This is a genomic window from Enterobacter sp. NFIX59, from assembly GCF_900113755.1.
Lineage (GTDB): Bacteria > Pseudomonadota > Gammaproteobacteria > Enterobacterales > Enterobacteriaceae > Enterobacter > Enterobacter pseudoroggenkampii.
In genome coordinates this window covers 1,087,385-1,104,249 of the sequence record NZ_FOQN01000001.1, presented here as the reverse complement: position 1 = coordinate 1,104,249, position 16,865 = coordinate 1,087,385, and the positions used below count along the sequence as shown (strand labels likewise).

13 protein-coding genes are annotated in these 16,865 nt (G+C 57.0%); 12 read left to right on the top strand and 1 reads right to left on the bottom strand.

Translation table 11 applies throughout. The annotated features are described in order from the left end of the window. From msbA to BM007_RS05410, 6 genes are all read left to right on the top strand, one after another. Positions 1 to 1,749, top strand: a complete 1,749-nt coding sequence (msbA, locus tag BM007_RS05435; protein ID WP_024907792.1) for a lipid A ABC transporter ATP-binding protein/permease MsbA — start codon at positions 1 to 3, stop codon at positions 1,747 to 1,749. After that, entirely contained in the window at positions 1,746 to 2,723 is a 978-nt protein-coding gene (lpxK, locus tag BM007_RS05430; protein ID WP_024907791.1) for a tetraacyldisaccharide 4'-kinase, read from the top strand. Before msbA ends, lpxK begins: the two co-directional genes overlap by 4 nt. A 44-nt stretch (positions 2,724 to 2,767) precedes the next feature. Continuing rightward, positions 2,768 to 3,997 (top strand): winged helix-turn-helix domain-containing protein, encoded by a 1,230-nt coding sequence (locus BM007_RS05425; RefSeq protein WP_090417529.1) that lies wholly within the window; start codon positions 2,768 to 2,770, stop codon positions 3,995 to 3,997. Between the two features lie 45 nt (positions 3,998 to 4,042). After that, positions 4,043 to 4,225, top strand: coding sequence for a protein YcaR (gene ycaR / locus BM007_RS05420; protein WP_006174474.1), 183 nt, complete (start codon positions 4,043 to 4,045; stop codon positions 4,223 to 4,225). Further along, complete coding sequence (gene kdsB, locus BM007_RS05415; RefSeq protein WP_090417527.1) at positions 4,222 to 4,968, top strand: 3-deoxy-manno-octulosonate cytidylyltransferase; 747 nt, start codon at positions 4,222 to 4,224, stop codon at positions 4,966 to 4,968. Before ycaR ends, kdsB begins: the two co-directional genes overlap by 4 nt. Before the next feature lie 142 nt (positions 4,969 to 5,110). Further along, a complete protein-coding gene (locus BM007_RS05410) occupies positions 5,111 to 6,004 on the top strand; it encodes a YcbJ family phosphotransferase (protein ID WP_090417525.1) in 894 nt (297 codons plus the stop codon). Here the strand turns inward: BM007_RS05410 and elyC are convergent. Beyond that, the gene (gene elyC / locus BM007_RS05405; protein ID WP_090417523.1) at positions 5,981 to 6,760 is read right to left on the bottom strand and encodes an envelope biogenesis factor ElyC; all 780 of its coding nucleotides are present in this window, start codon (positions 6,758 to 6,760) and stop codon (positions 5,981 to 5,983) included. The genes BM007_RS05410 and elyC overlap by 24 nt on opposite strands. A gap of 124 nt (positions 6,761 to 6,884) precedes the next feature. Between elyC and cmoM the strand changes: the two genes are divergently transcribed. The 6 genes from cmoM (at position 6,885) to BM007_RS05370 (ending at position 16,854) form a co-directional block, all read left to right on the top strand. After that, positions 6,885 to 7,664 (top strand): tRNA uridine 5-oxyacetic acid(34) methyltransferase CmoM, encoded by a 780-nt coding sequence (cmoM, locus tag BM007_RS05395; RefSeq protein WP_032649174.1) that lies wholly within the window; start codon positions 6,885 to 6,887, stop codon positions 7,662 to 7,664. A 3-nt stretch (positions 7,665 to 7,667) separates the two neighbouring features. After that, complete coding sequence (gene mukF / locus BM007_RS05390) at positions 7,668 to 8,990, top strand: chromosome partition protein MukF (protein WP_024907787.1); 1,323 nt, start codon at positions 7,668 to 7,670, stop codon at positions 8,988 to 8,990. Beyond that, entirely contained in the window at positions 8,971 to 9,675 is a 705-nt protein-coding gene (mukE, locus tag BM007_RS05385; RefSeq protein WP_008499954.1) for a chromosome partition protein MukE, read from the top strand. Before mukF ends, mukE begins: the two co-directional genes overlap by 20 nt. Next, positions 9,675 to 14,126: a chromosome partition protein MukB gene (mukB, locus tag BM007_RS05380; RefSeq protein ID WP_090417521.1), complete on the top strand. Its 4,452-nt coding sequence runs from the start codon at positions 9,675 to 9,677 to the stop codon at positions 14,124 to 14,126. The genes mukE and mukB overlap by 1 nt, the downstream gene beginning before the upstream one ends. Before the next feature lie 178 nt (positions 14,127 to 14,304). Further along, complete coding sequence (gene ldtD, locus BM007_RS05375) at positions 14,305 to 16,128, top strand: L,D-transpeptidase (RefSeq protein WP_090417519.1); 1,824 nt, start codon at positions 14,305 to 14,307, stop codon at positions 16,126 to 16,128. Positions 16,129 to 16,302: 174 nt separating this feature from the next. Beyond that, on the top strand, positions 16,303 to 16,854 hold the full coding sequence (locus tag BM007_RS05370) for a peptidoglycan L,D-endopeptidase MepK (RefSeq protein ID WP_023335137.1): 552 nt from the start codon (positions 16,303 to 16,305) through the stop codon (positions 16,852 to 16,854). Positions 16,855 to 16,865 lie beyond the last annotated feature (11 nt).

Genomic DNA, 16,865 nt, shown 5'->3' with positions numbered 1-16,865 from the left:
ATGCATAACGACAAAGATCTCTCCACGTGGCAAACCTTCCGCCGACTCTGGCCGATGATTGCGCCCTTTAAAACAGGCCTGATCGTGGCGGGAGTAGCGTTAATCCTCAACGCAGCCAGCGATACTTTTATGCTATCGCTTCTCAAACCGTTACTGGACGACGGTTTTGGTAAAACGGATCGCTCAGTGTTGCTATGGATGCCTCTGGTGGTTATCGGACTGATGATCTTGCGCGGCATCACCAGCTATATCTCCAGCTACTGTATTTCCTGGGTATCCGGGAAAGTGGTGATGACCATGCGCCGTCGCCTGTTCAGTCACATGATGGGGATGCCGGTCTCATTCTTCGATAAGCAGTCTACCGGGACGCTGCTGTCCCGTATTACCTACGACTCAGAGCAGGTTGCCTCCTCGTCATCAAGCGCACTGATCACCGTCGTGCGTGAGGGCGCGTCGATCATTGGCCTGTTCGCAATGATGTTCTATTACAGCTGGCAGCTGTCAATCATCCTTATCGTGCTGGCGCCGGTGGTTTCTATTGCCATCCGTGTCGTTTCAAAGCGCTTCCGCAATATCAGTAAGAATATGCAGAATACGATGGGACAGGTAACGACCAGCGCGGAACAGATGCTGAAAGGACACAAAGAAGTCCTGATTTTTGGCGGTCAGGAAGTCGAAACCCACCGCTTTGACAAAGTCAGCAATAAAATGCGTCTGCAGGGGATGAAAATGGTCTCGGCCTCTTCCATCTCAGATCCGATTATTCAGCTGATTGCCTCCCTGGCACTGGCATTCGTCCTGTATGCAGCAAGCTTCCCGAGCGTCATGGAGACGCTGACGGCGGGTACCATCACAGTGGTCTTCTCCTCTATGATTGCCCTGATGCGTCCGCTGAAATCACTGACGAACGTCAACGCCCAGTTCCAGCGCGGGATGGCCGCCTGCCAGACGTTGTTCAGCATTCTGGATTCCGAGCAGGAAAAAGACGAAGGTACACGCGAAATTGAGCGCGCCCGTGGCGATGTCGAATTCCGCAACGTTACCTTCGCCTACCCTGGTCGTGAAACGCCGGCGCTGCGTAATATCAATCTGTCCATTCCGGCGGGTAAAACTGTGGCGCTGGTGGGGCGTTCCGGCTCGGGTAAATCGACCATTGCCAGCCTGATCACCCGTTTCTACGATATTAACGAAGGTGAGATCCTGTTAGACGGTCATGACCTGCGGGAATATACCCTGCAGTCGCTGCGTAATCAGGTGGCGCTGGTTTCCCAGAACGTGCACCTGTTCAACGATACCGTGGCTAACAACATTGCCTATGCGCGCACGGATGAGTACAGCCGCGAGCAGATTGAGAACGCCGCGCGGATGGCCTACGCAATGGACTTTATCAACAAGATGGATAACGGTCTGGATACGATAATCGGTGAGAATGGGGTACTGCTCTCCGGTGGTCAGCGTCAGCGTATCGCCATTGCGCGTGCGCTGCTGCGTGACAGCCCGATTCTGATTCTGGACGAAGCGACTTCGGCGCTGGATACGGAATCTGAACGCGCTATTCAGTCGGCACTGGATGAACTGCAAAAGAACCGTACCTCGCTGGTGATTGCGCACCGCCTGTCGACTATCGAGCAGGCTGACGAAATCGTCGTGGTTGAGGACGGCATCATTGTTGAACGCGGAAGCCATGCTGATTTGCTGGAACACCGCGGCGTTTACGCCCAGCTTCATAAGATGCAGTTTGGCGAATGATTGCACGCATCTGGTCCGGTGAATCCCCGCTGTGGCTGCTGCTTTTGCCGCTCTCCTGGCTATACGGCCTGGTGAGCGGCACAATCCGTCTGCTTTACCGTCTGGGGCTGAAGCGTGCCTGGCGCGCGCCGGTTCCGGTTGTGGTTGTCGGTAATCTTACGGCGGGTGGCAACGGTAAAACGCCGGTGGTGATCTGGCTGGTGGAGCAATTGCAAAAACGCGGCATCCGCCCGGGGGTGGTATCGCGCGGATATGGTGGTAAAGCGGCGCGTTATCCGCTGCTGCTGACGGCGGAAACCACGACCGCCGAAGCGGGTGATGAACCGGTATTGATTTTCCAGCGTACCGGCGCACCGGTTGCGGTCTCCCCGGTGCGCAGCGACGCCGTTCAGGCACTGCTTGCCGAACACGCGGTGCAAATCATTATCACTGACGATGGCCTGCAGCATTACGCCCTGGCGCGTGATAAAGAGATTGTGGTCATCGACGGCGTTCGCCGTTTTGGTAACGGCTGGTGGTTACCTGCAGGGCCCATGCGCGAACGCGCTTCGCGTCTTAAGTCCGTTGATGCGGTGATCGTGAACGGGGGGGAGGCGAAAACGGGTGAAATCCCGATGTACCTTCAGCCGGGTCTGGCGATCAACCTGGTGACGGGGGAACGTCGGTCGGTTGCGGAGCTGCCTTCACTGGTGGCGATGGCGGGGATTGGCCATCCGCCACGCTTCTTCGCGACGCTGGAACAGTGTGGTGCCCGGCTGGAAAAACGCGTTCCGCTGGCCGACCATCAGGCGCTGGTGGAAGGGCAGGTAGACGCCCTGACCGTACCCGGACAGGCGCTGATCATGACCGAAAAAGATGCGGTGAAATGCCGTACCTTTGCGAAAGATAACTGGTGGTATCTGCCGGTTGACGCTGAACTCAGCGGCGAGCAGCCGGAACAATTGCTCAAGGAACTGATTGCGTTGGTGCAGTAAAGGCTTACGCGGTTCTGGTGGCGCTTTGACTGACAGGAAAACGCATGTCTTTACCGCAACTCTCGCTTTCAGCTGCACGTCATTTACACCTTGCCGCGCAGGGGCTGCTCAAAAAGCCCCGCCGCCGCGCGCAGCCTGCCGATATTCTCTCGACCGTTCAGCGCATGTCGCTACTTCAAATCGACACCATTAACATTGTGGCCCGCAGCCCTTACCTTGTCCTGTTTAGCCGCCTGGGGAGTTATCCTTCTCAGTGGCTGGATGAGGCGCTCAGCAAGGGGGAATTAATGGAGTACTGGGCGCACGAAGCCTGCTTTCTGCCCCGCAGCGATTTTGCCCTGGTTCGCCACCGTATGCTTGCCCCTGAAAAGATGGGCTGGAAATACCGACAGGCGTGGATGCTGGAACATGCGGCCGAAATTGAGCAGCTTATCGCGCATATTCAGGAAAACGGTCCCGTACGCTCCGCCGATTTTGAACACCCGCGCAAGGGTACAAGCGGCTGGTGGGAGTGGAAGCCGCACAAACGTCATCTCGAAGGGCTGTTTACCTCTGGCAAAGTCATGGTGATTGAACGGCGTAATTTTCAGCGCGTCTACGACCTGACGCATCGCGTGATGCCGCACTGGGACGACGAGCGCGACCTGCTTACCCAGGAGGCGGCCGAGGCCATTATGCTGGAGAATAGCGCCCGTAGCCTGGGGATTTTTCGCGCGCAGTGGCTGGCAGATTATTATCGCCTGCGTCAGCCCGCGCTAAAACCGCTGCTGGACATGTGGCAACGCGAACAGCGCGTCATCCCCGTCACCGTGGAAACGCTGGGCGAAATGTGGCTGCATGCGGATCTCCTCCCGTTATTGCCTCAGGCTCTGGAGGGGAAACTTCAGGCAACCCACAGCGCGGTATTGTCGCCTTTCGACCCGGTTGTCTGGGACAGAAAACGCGCCGAGCAGCTCTTTGATTTCAGCTACCGGCTGGAATGTTATACCCCGGCCCCAAAGCGCCAGTATGGTTACTTTGTTTTACCGCTGCTGCATAAGGGACAGCTGGTCGGGCGCATGGACGCCAAAATGCACCGCAAGACCGGCACGCTTGAAATCATTGCGCTTTATCTGCAAGAGGGCGTCAGGGTGACGGCGAGCCTGGAAAAAGGGTTAACGTCCGCCATTAGCGAATTCGCGCGCTGGCAGGGTGCCGACGACGTGACGCTGGGCCGGGTACCCGACGGACTGTTTACATCCTGTCGAAGTGGCTGGGAAACAGGCACGCCCTGAAAAGGGAATGTGTTAAGCTTTAGCGATTACCCATACGGAGGAACTATGGATCACCGTTTACTTGAAATTATTGCCTGCCCGGTATGCAACGGCAAACTCTACTACAGCCAGGACAAACAGGAGCTGATTTGCAAGCTGGACAGCCTGGCTTTCCCGCTGCGTGACGGCATTCCGGTACTGCTGGAAAATGAAGCGCGTTCCCTGGTGGCAGAAGAGAGCAAACCATGAGTTTTGTTGTCATTATTCCTGCGCGCTACGCGTCTACGCGTCTGCCGGGTAAACCGCTGGTAGATATCAACGGCAAGCCAATGATTGTGCATGTCCTTGAGCGTGCAAGGGAATCCGGTGCCGACCGTGTGATTGTTGCTACCGATCATCCCGACGTCGCCCGTGCGGTTGAGGCGGCAGGCGGTGAGGTATGCATGACCCGCGCCGATCACCAGTCCGGGACCGAACGTCTGGCGGAAGTGGTTGAGAAATGCGGTTTCAGTGATGATACGGTCATCGTTAACGTGCAGGGTGACGAGCCGATGATCCCGGCGGTGATTATCCGTCAGGTGGCAGAAAACCTGGCGCAGCGTCAGGTCGGTATGGCGACGCTCGCGGTGCCTGTTCACCATGCGGAAGAGGCGTTCAACCCGAATGCGGTGAAGGTGGTCATGGATGCCGAAGGCTATGCGCTCTATTTCTCCCGCGCCACGATCCCGTGGGATCGCGATCGCTTTGCGCTCTCTAAAGAGACCATCGGTGATACCTTCCTGCGTCATATTGGGATCTACGGCTATCGGGCCGGTTTTATTCGTCGATATGTGACCTGGGCGCCGAGTCCGCTGGAGCATATCGAAATGCTGGAGCAGCTTCGCGTGCTCTGGTATGGCGAAAAAATTCACGTTGCCGTTGCCAGCGAAGTGCCTGGTACGGGCGTTGACACGCCGGAAGATCTTGAGCGCGTTCGCGCTGAGTTGCGCTAATACCGCCTGCATCCCTCCTGACGGGGGGATGTTCCTCTCCTCGTTAATTTCCCTTTCTTTTCCCTAATTGATCTCTTCCGGGTGACATCTTCCTTCAGGACGCTCATTATAAAAGCAGTAGTCTTAATGGGGGTAATCTCATATGGAACAGCTGCGTGCCGAACTTAGCCATCTGCTGGGTGAGAAATTAAGCCGTGTCGAATGCGTGAGTGAAAAGGTCGATACCGCGCTTTGGTCGTTGTATGACAGTCAGGGCAACCCAATGCCGCTGATGGCCAGAAGTTTCACCTCACCGGGTGTGGCCAGGCAGCTTGCCTGGAAAATGTCGATGCTGGCGCGGGAGGGAACCGTCCGTATGCCGACGGTGTACGGCGTGATGACCCATGAGGAACATCCCGGCCCGGACGTGCTGCTGATTGAGCGCTTGCGCGGCGTGCCCGTTGAAGCGCCCGCGCGCACGCCGGAGCGCTGGGAGCAGTTAAAAGACCAGATTGTCGAGGCGCTGCTGGCCTGGCACCGTCAGGATAGCCGCGGACTTGTCGGTCCGGTCGACAGCACTCAGGAAAACCTGTGGCCGCTGTGGTATCGCCAGCGGGTTGAGGTTCTGTGGGGGACGCTTAACCAGTTCAACAATACCGGTTTAACCATGCAGGATAAGCGAATTCTGTTTCGCACCCGCGAGTGTTTACCGGCGCTGTTCGACGGTTTTAATGACAACTGCGTGCTGATCCACGGTAATTTCACCCTGCGCAGCATGCTCAAAGACTCCCGCAGCGATCAGCTTCTGGCGATGCTGGGGCCGGGGATCATGCTCTGGGCTCCGCGCGAATACGAGCTGTTCAGGCTCAACGACAGCGGGGCGGCGGAAGGTTTACTGTGGCATTACCTTCAACGCGCGCCCGTTGCAGAAGCGTTTCTCTGGCGGCGCTGGCTTTATCTGCTCTGGGACGAAGTTGCGCAACTGGTCAATACCGGACGTTTTAATCGCGCAAACTTCGATCTGGCAACAAAATCACTCCTGCCCTGGCTCGCCTGACGATCCTTTCAGCCACTGCCAGAGGCGTCCGAGCGTCTCATAACCGACGCGATCGCTATGCATCAGCCACGCCGGGGACGGTATCGCCCGTTCCCACGGGTTGAGCGGCGCGTCGATAGCCATCTGGTTTGCCGGTGCGGGAAGCGGGTGCAGGCCTTGCTTCTCAAAGAAAATCATCGCGCGTGGCAGGTGCGAGGCGGAGGTCACCAGCAAGAACGGGACATCGCCAATCGCCTGCTTCACTGCGACAGCCTCTTCTTCGGTATCTTTTGGGCTGTCCAGGGTGATGATGGAGGAACGCGGTACGCCGAGCGATTCCGCGACTCTGGCGCCCGCTTCAGCCGTACTCACCGGGTTCGTTTTGGCCGCCGCGCCGGTGAAGATCATTTTTGATCCCGGATTCGCCAGCCACAGGCGAATGCCTTCGTTTAGCCGTGGCAGGCTGTTGTTGATCAGGTTTGAACTGGGGGCCCAGTCAGGATCCCAGGTATATCCGCCTCCCAGTACCACGATGTACGCCACTCTCTGATTTCCCTGCCATGTCGGGTACTTGTTTTCGATGGGGCGTAACAAACCATCCGCGACCGGTTGCAGGCTCAACAGCAGCAGGATAAACCAGCCGAGCGTGATAAGCGTTTTGCCACTCTTCTGAAAGCGACTGAACCACACCAGCGCCAGCCCCAGCGCGATGATGATGAGCAGCAGCGGAAGGGGAAGCATCATCCCTCCAATGTATTTCTTAAGGGTAAAAAGCATCCTTTTTGGTTCCTTTTTTGACCATATAGCAGGTGATTACCGGTGATATTACACCAGAGAGGTTCATTCTCCGCGCGGGTGTGACAAAATAGCGGTTTTGCAGTTAGCGAGTGGAACTCTCCCAATGCGGGATCGCAATTTTGATGACATCGCGGAAAAGTTTTCGCGCAACATTTATGGCACCACGAAAGGGCAGCTCCGTCAGACGATCCTCTGGCAGGATCTGGACACCATTCTGGCTACCTTTGGCGGTCAAACGTTGCGCGTGCTGGACGCTGGTGGCGGTGAAGGGCAGACGGCGATAAAAATGGCCGAGCGCGGTCATCACGTCACGCTTTGCGATCTTTCTGCTGAAATGGTCGCCCGCGCGACGCGTGCGGCAGAAGAGAAAGGTGTGAGCGACAACATGCATTTTATACAATGCGCCGCTCAGGACATCGCGCAGCATTTGGAAACCCAGGTTGATCTGATATTGTTTCATGCGGTGCTGGAGTGGGTTGCCGATCCGCAAAGCGTGTTACAAACCCTGTGGTCGATGTTGCGCCCGGGCGGCACGCTGTCGCTGATGTTCTACAATGCTAACGGCTTCCTGATGCACAACATGGTTGCGGGAAACTTCGACTATGTTCAGGTCGGGATGCCCAAAAAGAAAAAGCGCACGCTTTCCCCGGACTATCCGCGCGATCCACAGCAGGTTTATGGCTGGCTGGAAGCGATTGGCTGGCAGATTGTCGGGAAGACGGGCGTCAGGGTGTTTCATGATTATCTGCGTGAAAAACACAAACAGCGTGACTGTTTTGACACCTTAACAGAATTGGAAACGCGGTATTGCCGTCAGGAGCCTTTTGTCAGCCTTGGCCGCTATATTCACGTCACCGCGCACAAGCCGCAGATGCAAGGATAACCTATGAGTGAATTTTCCCAGACAGTCCCCGAACTGGTTGCCTGGGCCAGGAAAAACGATTTCTCCATCTCGCTGCCGGTAGACAGACTCTCTTTCCTGCTGGCGGTCGCCACGCTGAACGGCGAGCGGCTGGATGGTGAAATGAGCGAGGGTGAACTGGTGGATGCGTTCCGCCACGTCAGTGATGCGTTTGAGCAAACCAGCGAAACCATTAGCGTGCGTGCCAACAACGCGATCAACGATATGGTGCGTCAACGTCTGCTGAACCGCTTTACCAGCGAGCAGGCGGAAGGAAACGCCATCTATCGCCTGACGCCGCTGGGCATCGGCATCACCGATTACTACATTCGCCAGCGTGAATTTTCCACGCTGCGTCTTTCCATGCAGCTGTCGATCGTGGCGGGTGAGCTTAAGCGCGCCGCCGACGCGGCGGATGAAAACGGTGACGAATTCCACTGGCACCGTAACGTCTACGCGCCGCTGAAATATTCGGTGGCGGAAATCTTCGACAGTATCGATCTCACCCAGCGCCTGATGGACGAACAGCAGCAGCAGGTGAAAGACGATATCGCGCAGTTGCTGAATAAAGACTGGCGAGCGGCTATCTCCAGCTGTGAACTTCTGCTGTCAGAAACCTCCGGCACGCTGCGCGAACTCCAGGATACGCTGGAAGCCGCAGGGGACAAGCTGCAGGCTAACCTGCTGCGCATCCAGGACGCGACGCTGGCGCATGACGATCTGCATTTTATCGACCGTCTGGTATTCGATCTGCAGAGCAAACTCGACCGCATTATTAGCTGGGGCCAGCAGTCGATCGACCTGTGGATCGGCTACGACCGACACGTGCATAAATTTATCCGTACCGCGATTGATATGGATAAAAACCGCGTCTTTGCCCAGCGTCTGCGTCAGTCGGTGCAGACCTATTTCGATGCGCCGTGGGCGCTGACCTACGCCAATGCCGATCGTCTGCTGGATATGCGCGACGAAGAGATGGCGCTGCGCGATGAAGAGGTGACCGGTGAACTGCCACCGGATCTGGAATACGAAGAATTTAACGAAATTCGCGAGCAGCTTGCGGCGATGATCGAAGAACAGCTCGCTGTCTACAAAACCAGACAAGTGCCGCTGGATCTTGGGCTCGTGGTGCGCGACTATCTGGCGCAATATCCGCGCGCGCGCCACTTCGACGTTGCCCGCATTGTGGTAGACCAGGCGGTGCGCCTGGGCGTCGCGCAAGCAGATTTCACCGGACTGCCGCCGAAGTGGCAGCCAATTAACGATTACGGAGCCAAGGTACAGGCGCATGTCATTGACAAATATTGAACAAGTGATGCCGGTTAAGCTGGCACAGGCGCTGGCGAATCCGTTATTTCCGGCGCTGGACAGCCAGCTGCGTGCCGGTCGTCACATTGGCTTAGACGAGCTGGATAATCACGCCTTTTTGATGGACTTCCAGGAGTACCTGGAAGAGTTTTACGCACGCTACAACGTGGAGCTTATTCGCGCGCCGGAAGGGTTTTTCTACCTGCGTCCACGCTCCACGACGCTGATTCCGCGTTCCGTGCTCTCGGAGCTGGATATGATGGTCGGCAAAATTCTTTGCTACCTCTATCTCAGCCCGGAACGTCTGGCGAATGAAGGGATCTTCACCCAGCAGGAACTTTACGACGAGCTGTTGACGCTGGCAGATGAGAGCAAACTGCTCAAGCTGGTGAACAACCGCTCCACGGGGTCGGATCTTGACCGTCAGAAATTACAGGAAAAGGTTCGCTCTTCCCTGAACCGTCTGCGTCGTCTGGGGATGGTCTGGTTTATGGGCCACGACAGCAGCAAATTCCGCATCACGGAATCTGTCTTCCGCTTTGGCGCCGACGTGCGTGCGGGTGATGACGCGCGTGAAGCGCAGCTTCGCATGATCCGCGACGGTGAAGCGATGCCGGTGGAAAACCATTTGCAGCTCAATGATGAGCATGAAGAGAATCTGCCGGATAGCGGGGAGGAAGAGTAATGATTGAACGCGGTAAATTTCGCTCACTGACGCTGATTAACTGGAACGGCTTCTTTGCCCGAACGTTCGATCTGGATGAGCTGGTCACGACGCTCTCCGGCGGTAACGGAGCGGGTAAATCCACCACCATGGCGGCCTTTGTCACGGCGCTGATCCCTGACCTGACGCTGCTTCACTTCCGTAACACCACCGAAGCGGGGGCCACAAGCGGTTCCCGTGATAAAGGTTTGCACGGGAAGCTGAAGGCCGGCGTCTGTTATTCGGTTCTGGACGTCATTAACTCCCGTCATCAGCGTGTGGTGGTGGGCGTGCGCCTGCAGCAGGTCGCTGGTCGCGACCGTAAAGTGGATATCAAACCGTTTGCGATCCAGGGGCTGCCAACGTCCGTGCAGCCGACGGCGCTGCTGACGGAAACCCTGAACGAACGTCAGGCGCGTGTGCTGACGTTGCAGGAGCTGAAAGATAAGCTCGAAGCTATCGAAGGCGTGCAGTTCAAACAGTTCAACTCGATTACCGACTACCATGCGCTGATGTTTGATCTGGGCGTGGTGGCGCGTCGTCTGCGCTCGGCATCAGACCGTAGCAAATACTATCGCCTGATCGAAGCGTCCCTTTATGGCGGTATCTCCAGCGCCATCACCCGCTCCCTGCGCGACTACCTGCTGCCGGAAAACAGCGGCGTACGTAAGGCCTTCCAGGATATGGAAGCGGCGCTGCGTGAAAACCGCATGACGCTGGAAGCGATTCGCGTTACCCAGTCCGACCGCGACCTGTTTAAACACCTGATCAGCGAAGCTACCAACTACGTGGCGGCGGACTACATGCGTCACGCCAACGAGCGACGCGTGCATCTCGATCAGGCATTAGAATATCGCCGCGAGCTCTTTACCTCCCGTAAACAGCTGGTGGCCGAGCAGTACAAGCACGTCGAAATGGCGCGCGAGCTGGGCGAGCACAACGGTGCCGAAGGCGACCTGGAAGCCGATTACCAGGCCGCCAGCGATCACCTGAACCTGGTGCAGACCGCGCTGCGTCAGCAGGAAAAAATCGAGCGCTATGAAGCGGATCTCGACGAGCTGCAAATTCGTCTCGAAGAGCAAAATGAAGTGGTGGCCGAAGCCGCCGACATGCAGGAAGAGAACGAAGCCCGCGCCGAAGCGGCCGAGCTGGAAGTGGATGAGCTGAAAAGCCAGCTTGCCGATTACCAGCAGGCACTTGACGTGCAGCAGACGCGAGCGATTCAGTACACCCAGGCATTGCAGGCATTACAGCGTGCGAAAGAGCTGTGCCATCTGCCTGACCTGACGCCGGATAGCGCCGACGAGTGGCTGGACACCTTCCAGGCCAAAGAGCAGGAAGCCACCGAGAAACTGCTGTCCCTCGAACAGAAAATGAGCGTCGCGCAAACGGCGCACAGCCAGTTTGAGCAGGCTTATCAGCTGGTTGTGGCGATTAACGGTCCGCTGGCGCGTAACGAAGCCTGGGACGTTGCCCGTGAACTGCTGCGCGACGGTGTGAACCAGCGCCATCTGGCCGAGCAGGTTCAGCCGCTGCGGATGCGTCTGAACGAGCTAGAACAGCGCCTGCGCGAGCAGCAGGAGGCCGAGCGTCTTCTGGCGGAATTCTGCAAGCGTCAGGGAAAAAATTACGATTTCGACGAGCTTGAGGCCCTGCATCAGGAGCTGGAAGCGCGTATTGCGGCCCTGTCCGATACCGTATCAAACGCCAGCGAACAGCGTATGACGCTGCGTCAGGAGCTGGAGCAGATTCAGTCTCGTTCGAAGACGCTCTTGCAACGAGCGCCGGTCTGGCTGGCGGCTCAAAGCAGCCTGAATCAGCTCAGCGAACAGTGCGGCGAGCAGTTCGAATCCAGCCAGGACGTGACCGAATATCTGCAGCAGCTGCTGGAGCGCGAGCGCGAAGCCATTGTTGAGCGTGACGAAGTCGGCACGCGCAAGCGTGAAGTCGACGAAGAAATTGAACGCTTAAGTCAGCCGGGCGGTGCGGAAGACCCGCGCCTCAATGCCCTGGCCGAGCGTTTTGGCGGCGTGCTGCTGTCCGAGATTTATGACGACGTTGGCCTTGACGATGCCCCGTACTTCTCCGCGCTGTACGGTCCATCCCGTAACGCGATTGTGGTCCCGGATCTGTCACTGATTTCTGAGCAGCTTGCCGGCCTGGAAGATTGCCCGGAAGATCTCTACCTGATCGAAGGAGATCCGCAGTCGTTCGATGACAGCGTCTTCAGCGTCGACGAGCTGGAAAAAGCGGTGGTGGTGAAAATCGCCGATCGTCAATGGCGTTATTCCCGCTTCCCTGAGCTGCCGCTGTTTGGCCGCGCCGCGCGCGAAAGCCGCATCGAAAGCCTGCACGCCGAGCGTGAAACGCTGTCTGAACGTTTCGCGACGCTGTCGTTTGACGTGCAGAAAACCCAGCGCCTGCATCAGGCGTTCAGCCGCTTTATCGGCAGCCATCTGGCCGTGGCCTTTGAAGCTGACCCGGAAGCGGAAATTCGCAAGCTCAATACCCGCCGTGGCGAGCTGGAACGTGCCATTGCCAGTCATGAAAGCGACAACCAGCAGAGCCGCGTCCAGTTCGAGCAGGCGAAAGAGGGCGTCGCGGCCCTTAACCGCATTCTGCCGCGCCTGAATCTGCTGGCGGATGACACGCTGGCTGACCGTGTGGATGAGATCCAGGAGCGTCTGGATGAAGCGCAGGAAGCCGCGCGTTTCGTTCAGCAGCACGGCAATCAGCTGGCGAAGCTGGAGCCCGTCGTGTCTGTACTGCAGAGCGACCCGGAACAGTTCGAGCAGTTAAAAGAAGACTATGCCTGGTCACAGCAGGTGCAGCGCGAGGCGCGTCAGCAGGCGTTTGCCCTGACGGAGGTGGTGCAGCGTCGCGCCCACTTCGGCTACTCCGATTCGGCTGAAATGCTGAGCGGTAACAGCGACCTGAACGAAAAACTGCGTCAACGCCTTGAGCAGGCGGAAGCGGAACGTACTCGCGCCCGTGAAGCAATGCGCAGCCACTCCGCTCAGTTGAACCAGTACAACCAGGTGCTGGCCTCGCTGAAAAGCTCCTTCGACACCAAGAAAGAGCTGTTAAACGATCTTCAGAAAGAGCTTCAGGACATCGGCGTTCGTGCCGACAGCGGGGCAGAAGAGCGCGCGCGTATTCGTCGTGACGAGCTGCATGCACAGCTCAGCAATAACCGCGCGCGTCGTAATCAGCTGGAAAAAGCGCTGACCTTCTGCGAAGCGGAAATGGATAACCTGACCCGTCGCCTGCGCAAGCTGGAGCGCGACTACTTTGAGATGCGTGAGCAGGTTGTGACCGCGAAGGCGGGCTGGTGCGCGGTGATGCGCATGGTGAAAGACAATAACGTTGAGCGTCGTCTGCACCGTCGTGAACTGGCATATCTCTCAGCCGACGAGCTGCGTTCCATGTCGGATAAGGCGTTGGGTGCGCTGCGTCTGGCGGTGGCGGATAACGAACACCTGCGCGACGTGCTGCGTATGTCGGAGGATCCTAAACGTCCGGAACGTAAAATCCAGTTCTTCGTGGCGGTTTACCAGCACCTGCGCGAACGTATTCGTCAGGACATCATTCGTACCGACGATCCGGTCGAGGCTATCGAACAGATGGAAATCGAACTGGGTCGCCTGACGGAGGAGCTGACCTCCCGCGAGCAGAAGCTGGCTATCAGCTCCCGCAGCGTGGCGAACATCATTCGTAAAACCATTCAGCGCGAGCAGAACCGTATCCGCCAGCTGAACCAGGGTCTGCAGAGCGTGTCGTTTGGCCAGGTGAACAGCGTGCGCCTCAACGTCAACGTGCGCGAAGCCCACGCGACGCTGCTGGAAGTGCTGTCTGAGCAGCACGAGCAGCATCAGGATCTGTTCAACAGCAACCGTCTGACCTTCTCCGAAGCGCTGGCTAAGCTGTATCAGCGCCTGAATCCGCAGATTGATATGGGCCAGCGTACGCCGCAAACCATCGGTGAAGAGCTGCTGGATTACCGTAACTACCTGGAAATGGAGGTAGAGGTAAACCGTGGCTCAGACGGCTGGCTGCGTGCGGAATCCGGGGCGCTCTCTACCGGTGAAGCGATCGGTACCGGGATGTCAATTCTGGTGATGGTTGTCCAGAGCTGGGAAGATGAAGCGCGCCGTCTGCGCGGCAAAGACATCTCGCCATGCCGACTGCTGTTCCTGGATGAGGCGGCGCGTCTTGATGCCCGCTCCATTGCCACGCTGTTCGAGCTTTGCGAACGTCTCGATATGCAGCTCATTATTGCGGCGCCGGAGAACATCAGCCCCGAGAAAGGCACTACCTACAAACTGGTGCGTAAAGTGTTCCAGAACAGCGAACACGTTCACGTTGTGGGGCTGCGTGGCTTTGCGCCGCAGCCGCCAGAGTCATTGCCAGAAACCACAGCCGACGCTTCCTGAAGTATCTTCTGACCCGAAGCGGCGCCCTGGCGCCGCTTTTTTTTTAAACTTAACTTGTGCTTAGGGCTGCGTTATCTTTAAACTTCTTTACATAAGGTAAGGCAACAGCTTAGCCGTCTACCTATAATGAAAGAAAGCCCCAACGTGATGGGCATGTCGTGAAAACAGGGGGCAAGGGATGTTGCTTAAGAAAGAATGTGGTCGTCAGCTGTCGGCGCTAAGTTTATGCCTGGCAGTGATGTTTGCTCCACTGTTAACCGCCCAGGCGGACGAGCCTGAAATTGTGCCGACTGACAGCTCGGCAACGACAGGCGCACAGCCTACGTCGTTGTCCCAGCCGCTGGACCAGTCTCCGGCGACGGCTGTCATGGCCGGTATTAAACCGCTGCCGGAAGGCATCGATGCCGAATCGCTCAGTCAGCAGCTGCAGTCAGGGCTGCCGTCAGGCTACACGCCTGTCTATATCAATCAGCTCACGCTCCTCTATGCTGCCCGCGATATGAAACCGATGTGGGAAAACCGCGATGCCGTGCGCGCCTTCCAGCAACAGCTGGCGGAGGTCGCGATTGCAGGGTTTCAGCCGCAGTTTACAAAATGGGTTGAGCTGTTAACCGATCCTGCTGTCACCGGGCAGGCGCGGGACGTGGTGCTTTCCGATGCCATGATGGGCTACCTGCAGTTCGTGGCGGGTATTCCTGTCAATGGCAACCGCTGGCTGTACAGCGATAAACCTTACAAACTGGCGACGCCAGCGCTGTCGGTGATTAATCAATGGCAGCTAGCGCTGGATAATGGCGAACTGCCGCGCTTTATCGCCAGCCTGGCACCGACGCACCCACAATATGCCACTCTGCACCAGTCGCTCCTCGCGCTGGTGGGGGACACGCGTCCGTGGCCGCAAATGCGCGGTACCGCGACGCTGCGTCCGGGGCAGTGGAGCAGCGATGTGCCCGCCCTGCGCGAGATCCTGGTGCGTTCCGGTATTCTGGAAGGCGGGCCAAAGATTGCTCTCCCGGGTGATGATCCACAAAACGTCGCCGTCAGCCCGTCAGCGCCCGTGAAAGAGAAGAAAGCCGTTGTCCTGAGCGACAAACCCGCGGCTTACGATCGCGAGCTGGTTGCGGCCGTTAAGCAATTCCAGGCCGCTCAGGGGCTGGGGGCCGATGGCGTCATTGGCCAGACGACGCGTGACTGGCTGAACGTATCGCCTGCGCAGCGGGCAGGGGTGCTGGCGCTCAATATCCAGCGTTTGCGCTTGCTGCCGGGAACGCTCTCTACCGGGATTATGGTTAACATTCCGGCGTATTCCCTGGTCTATTACCAGGACGGTAGCGAAAAACTGGCATCGCGCGTGATTGTCGGGCGTCCGGATCGCAAAACACCGATGATGAGCAGCGCGCTGAATAACGTGGTGGTAAACCCGCCGTGGAACGTGCCGCCGACTCTGGCGCGAAAAGACATTCTGCCGAAGGTCTGGAACGACCCGGGTTATCTGGAACGTCATGGCTATACGGTGATGCGTGGATGGAACAGTAAAGAGGCCATCGATCCTTATATGGTCGACTGGTCGACGATCACAGCGTCAAATCTGCCGTTCCGTTTCCAGCAGGCTCCCGGGGCGCATAACTCTTTAGGGCGCTACAAATTCAATATGCCGAGTTCAGAAGCTATCTATCTGCACGATACGCCGAACCACAACCTGTTCCAGAAAGATACTCGCGCGCTGAGTTCTGGCTGCGTGCGCGTGAACAAAGCCTCGGAGCTGGCCAACATGCTGCTTCAGGATGCGGGCTGGAACGATACGCGTATTTCGGATGCCCTGAAGCAGGGGGATACGCGTTACGTTAATATTCGCCACAATATTCCGGTCAATCTTTACTATCTGACGGCGTTTGTGGGCGAGGACGGGCGTACCCAGTATCGTACAGATATTTACAATTATGATCTCACCGCGCGATCCGGCGCACAAATTTTGCCAAAAGCGGAACAATTAATCAGGTAAATGAAGCAGTTCGGGAAAAATGATTGTCGTAAGTTATGGTGAATAAGCGGCTATATCGCTGCAAGCCGCGTATTCACTGGGGTTGGGCGCCTTGACGTACCTGGTTTTGCCAGTTATGGTGCCCTTCGTGCGCTAAGCATATTACGATTTCTTTTACCTGTAGACCTGATTATCATGGACAAATTTGACGCTAATCGCCGCAAACTGCTGGCGTTAGGTGGCGTTGCGCTCGGCGCAGCGGCCATCCTGCCGACGCCAGCATTTGCCACCCTCTCGACACCTCGTCCGCGAGTTTTAACGCTCAACAATCTTCATACCGGTGAGTCGCTAAAAGCGGAGTTTTTCGATGGCAGAGGCTATATTCAGGATGAATTAGCAAGACTTAACCATTTTTTCCGTGATTTCCGCGCGAATAAAATAAAAGCCATCGATCCAGGACTGTTTGATCAGATTTTCCGCCTTCAGGGCCTGCTGGGCACCAGCAAGCCGGTGCAGCTCATTTCTGGCTATCGCTCGATTGATACCAACAATGAACTGCGCGCCCACAGTCGCGGGGTAGCGAAAAAAAGCTATCACACGAAGGGACAGGCAATGGATTTCCATATTGAAGGCGTTTCGTTAGCCAATATTCGCAAAGCTGCGTTATCTATGCGTGCAGGTGGTGTAGGATATTACCCCAGCAGCAACTTTGTACATATTGATACCGGTCCGGTTCGGCACTGGTAATAACGAAACAC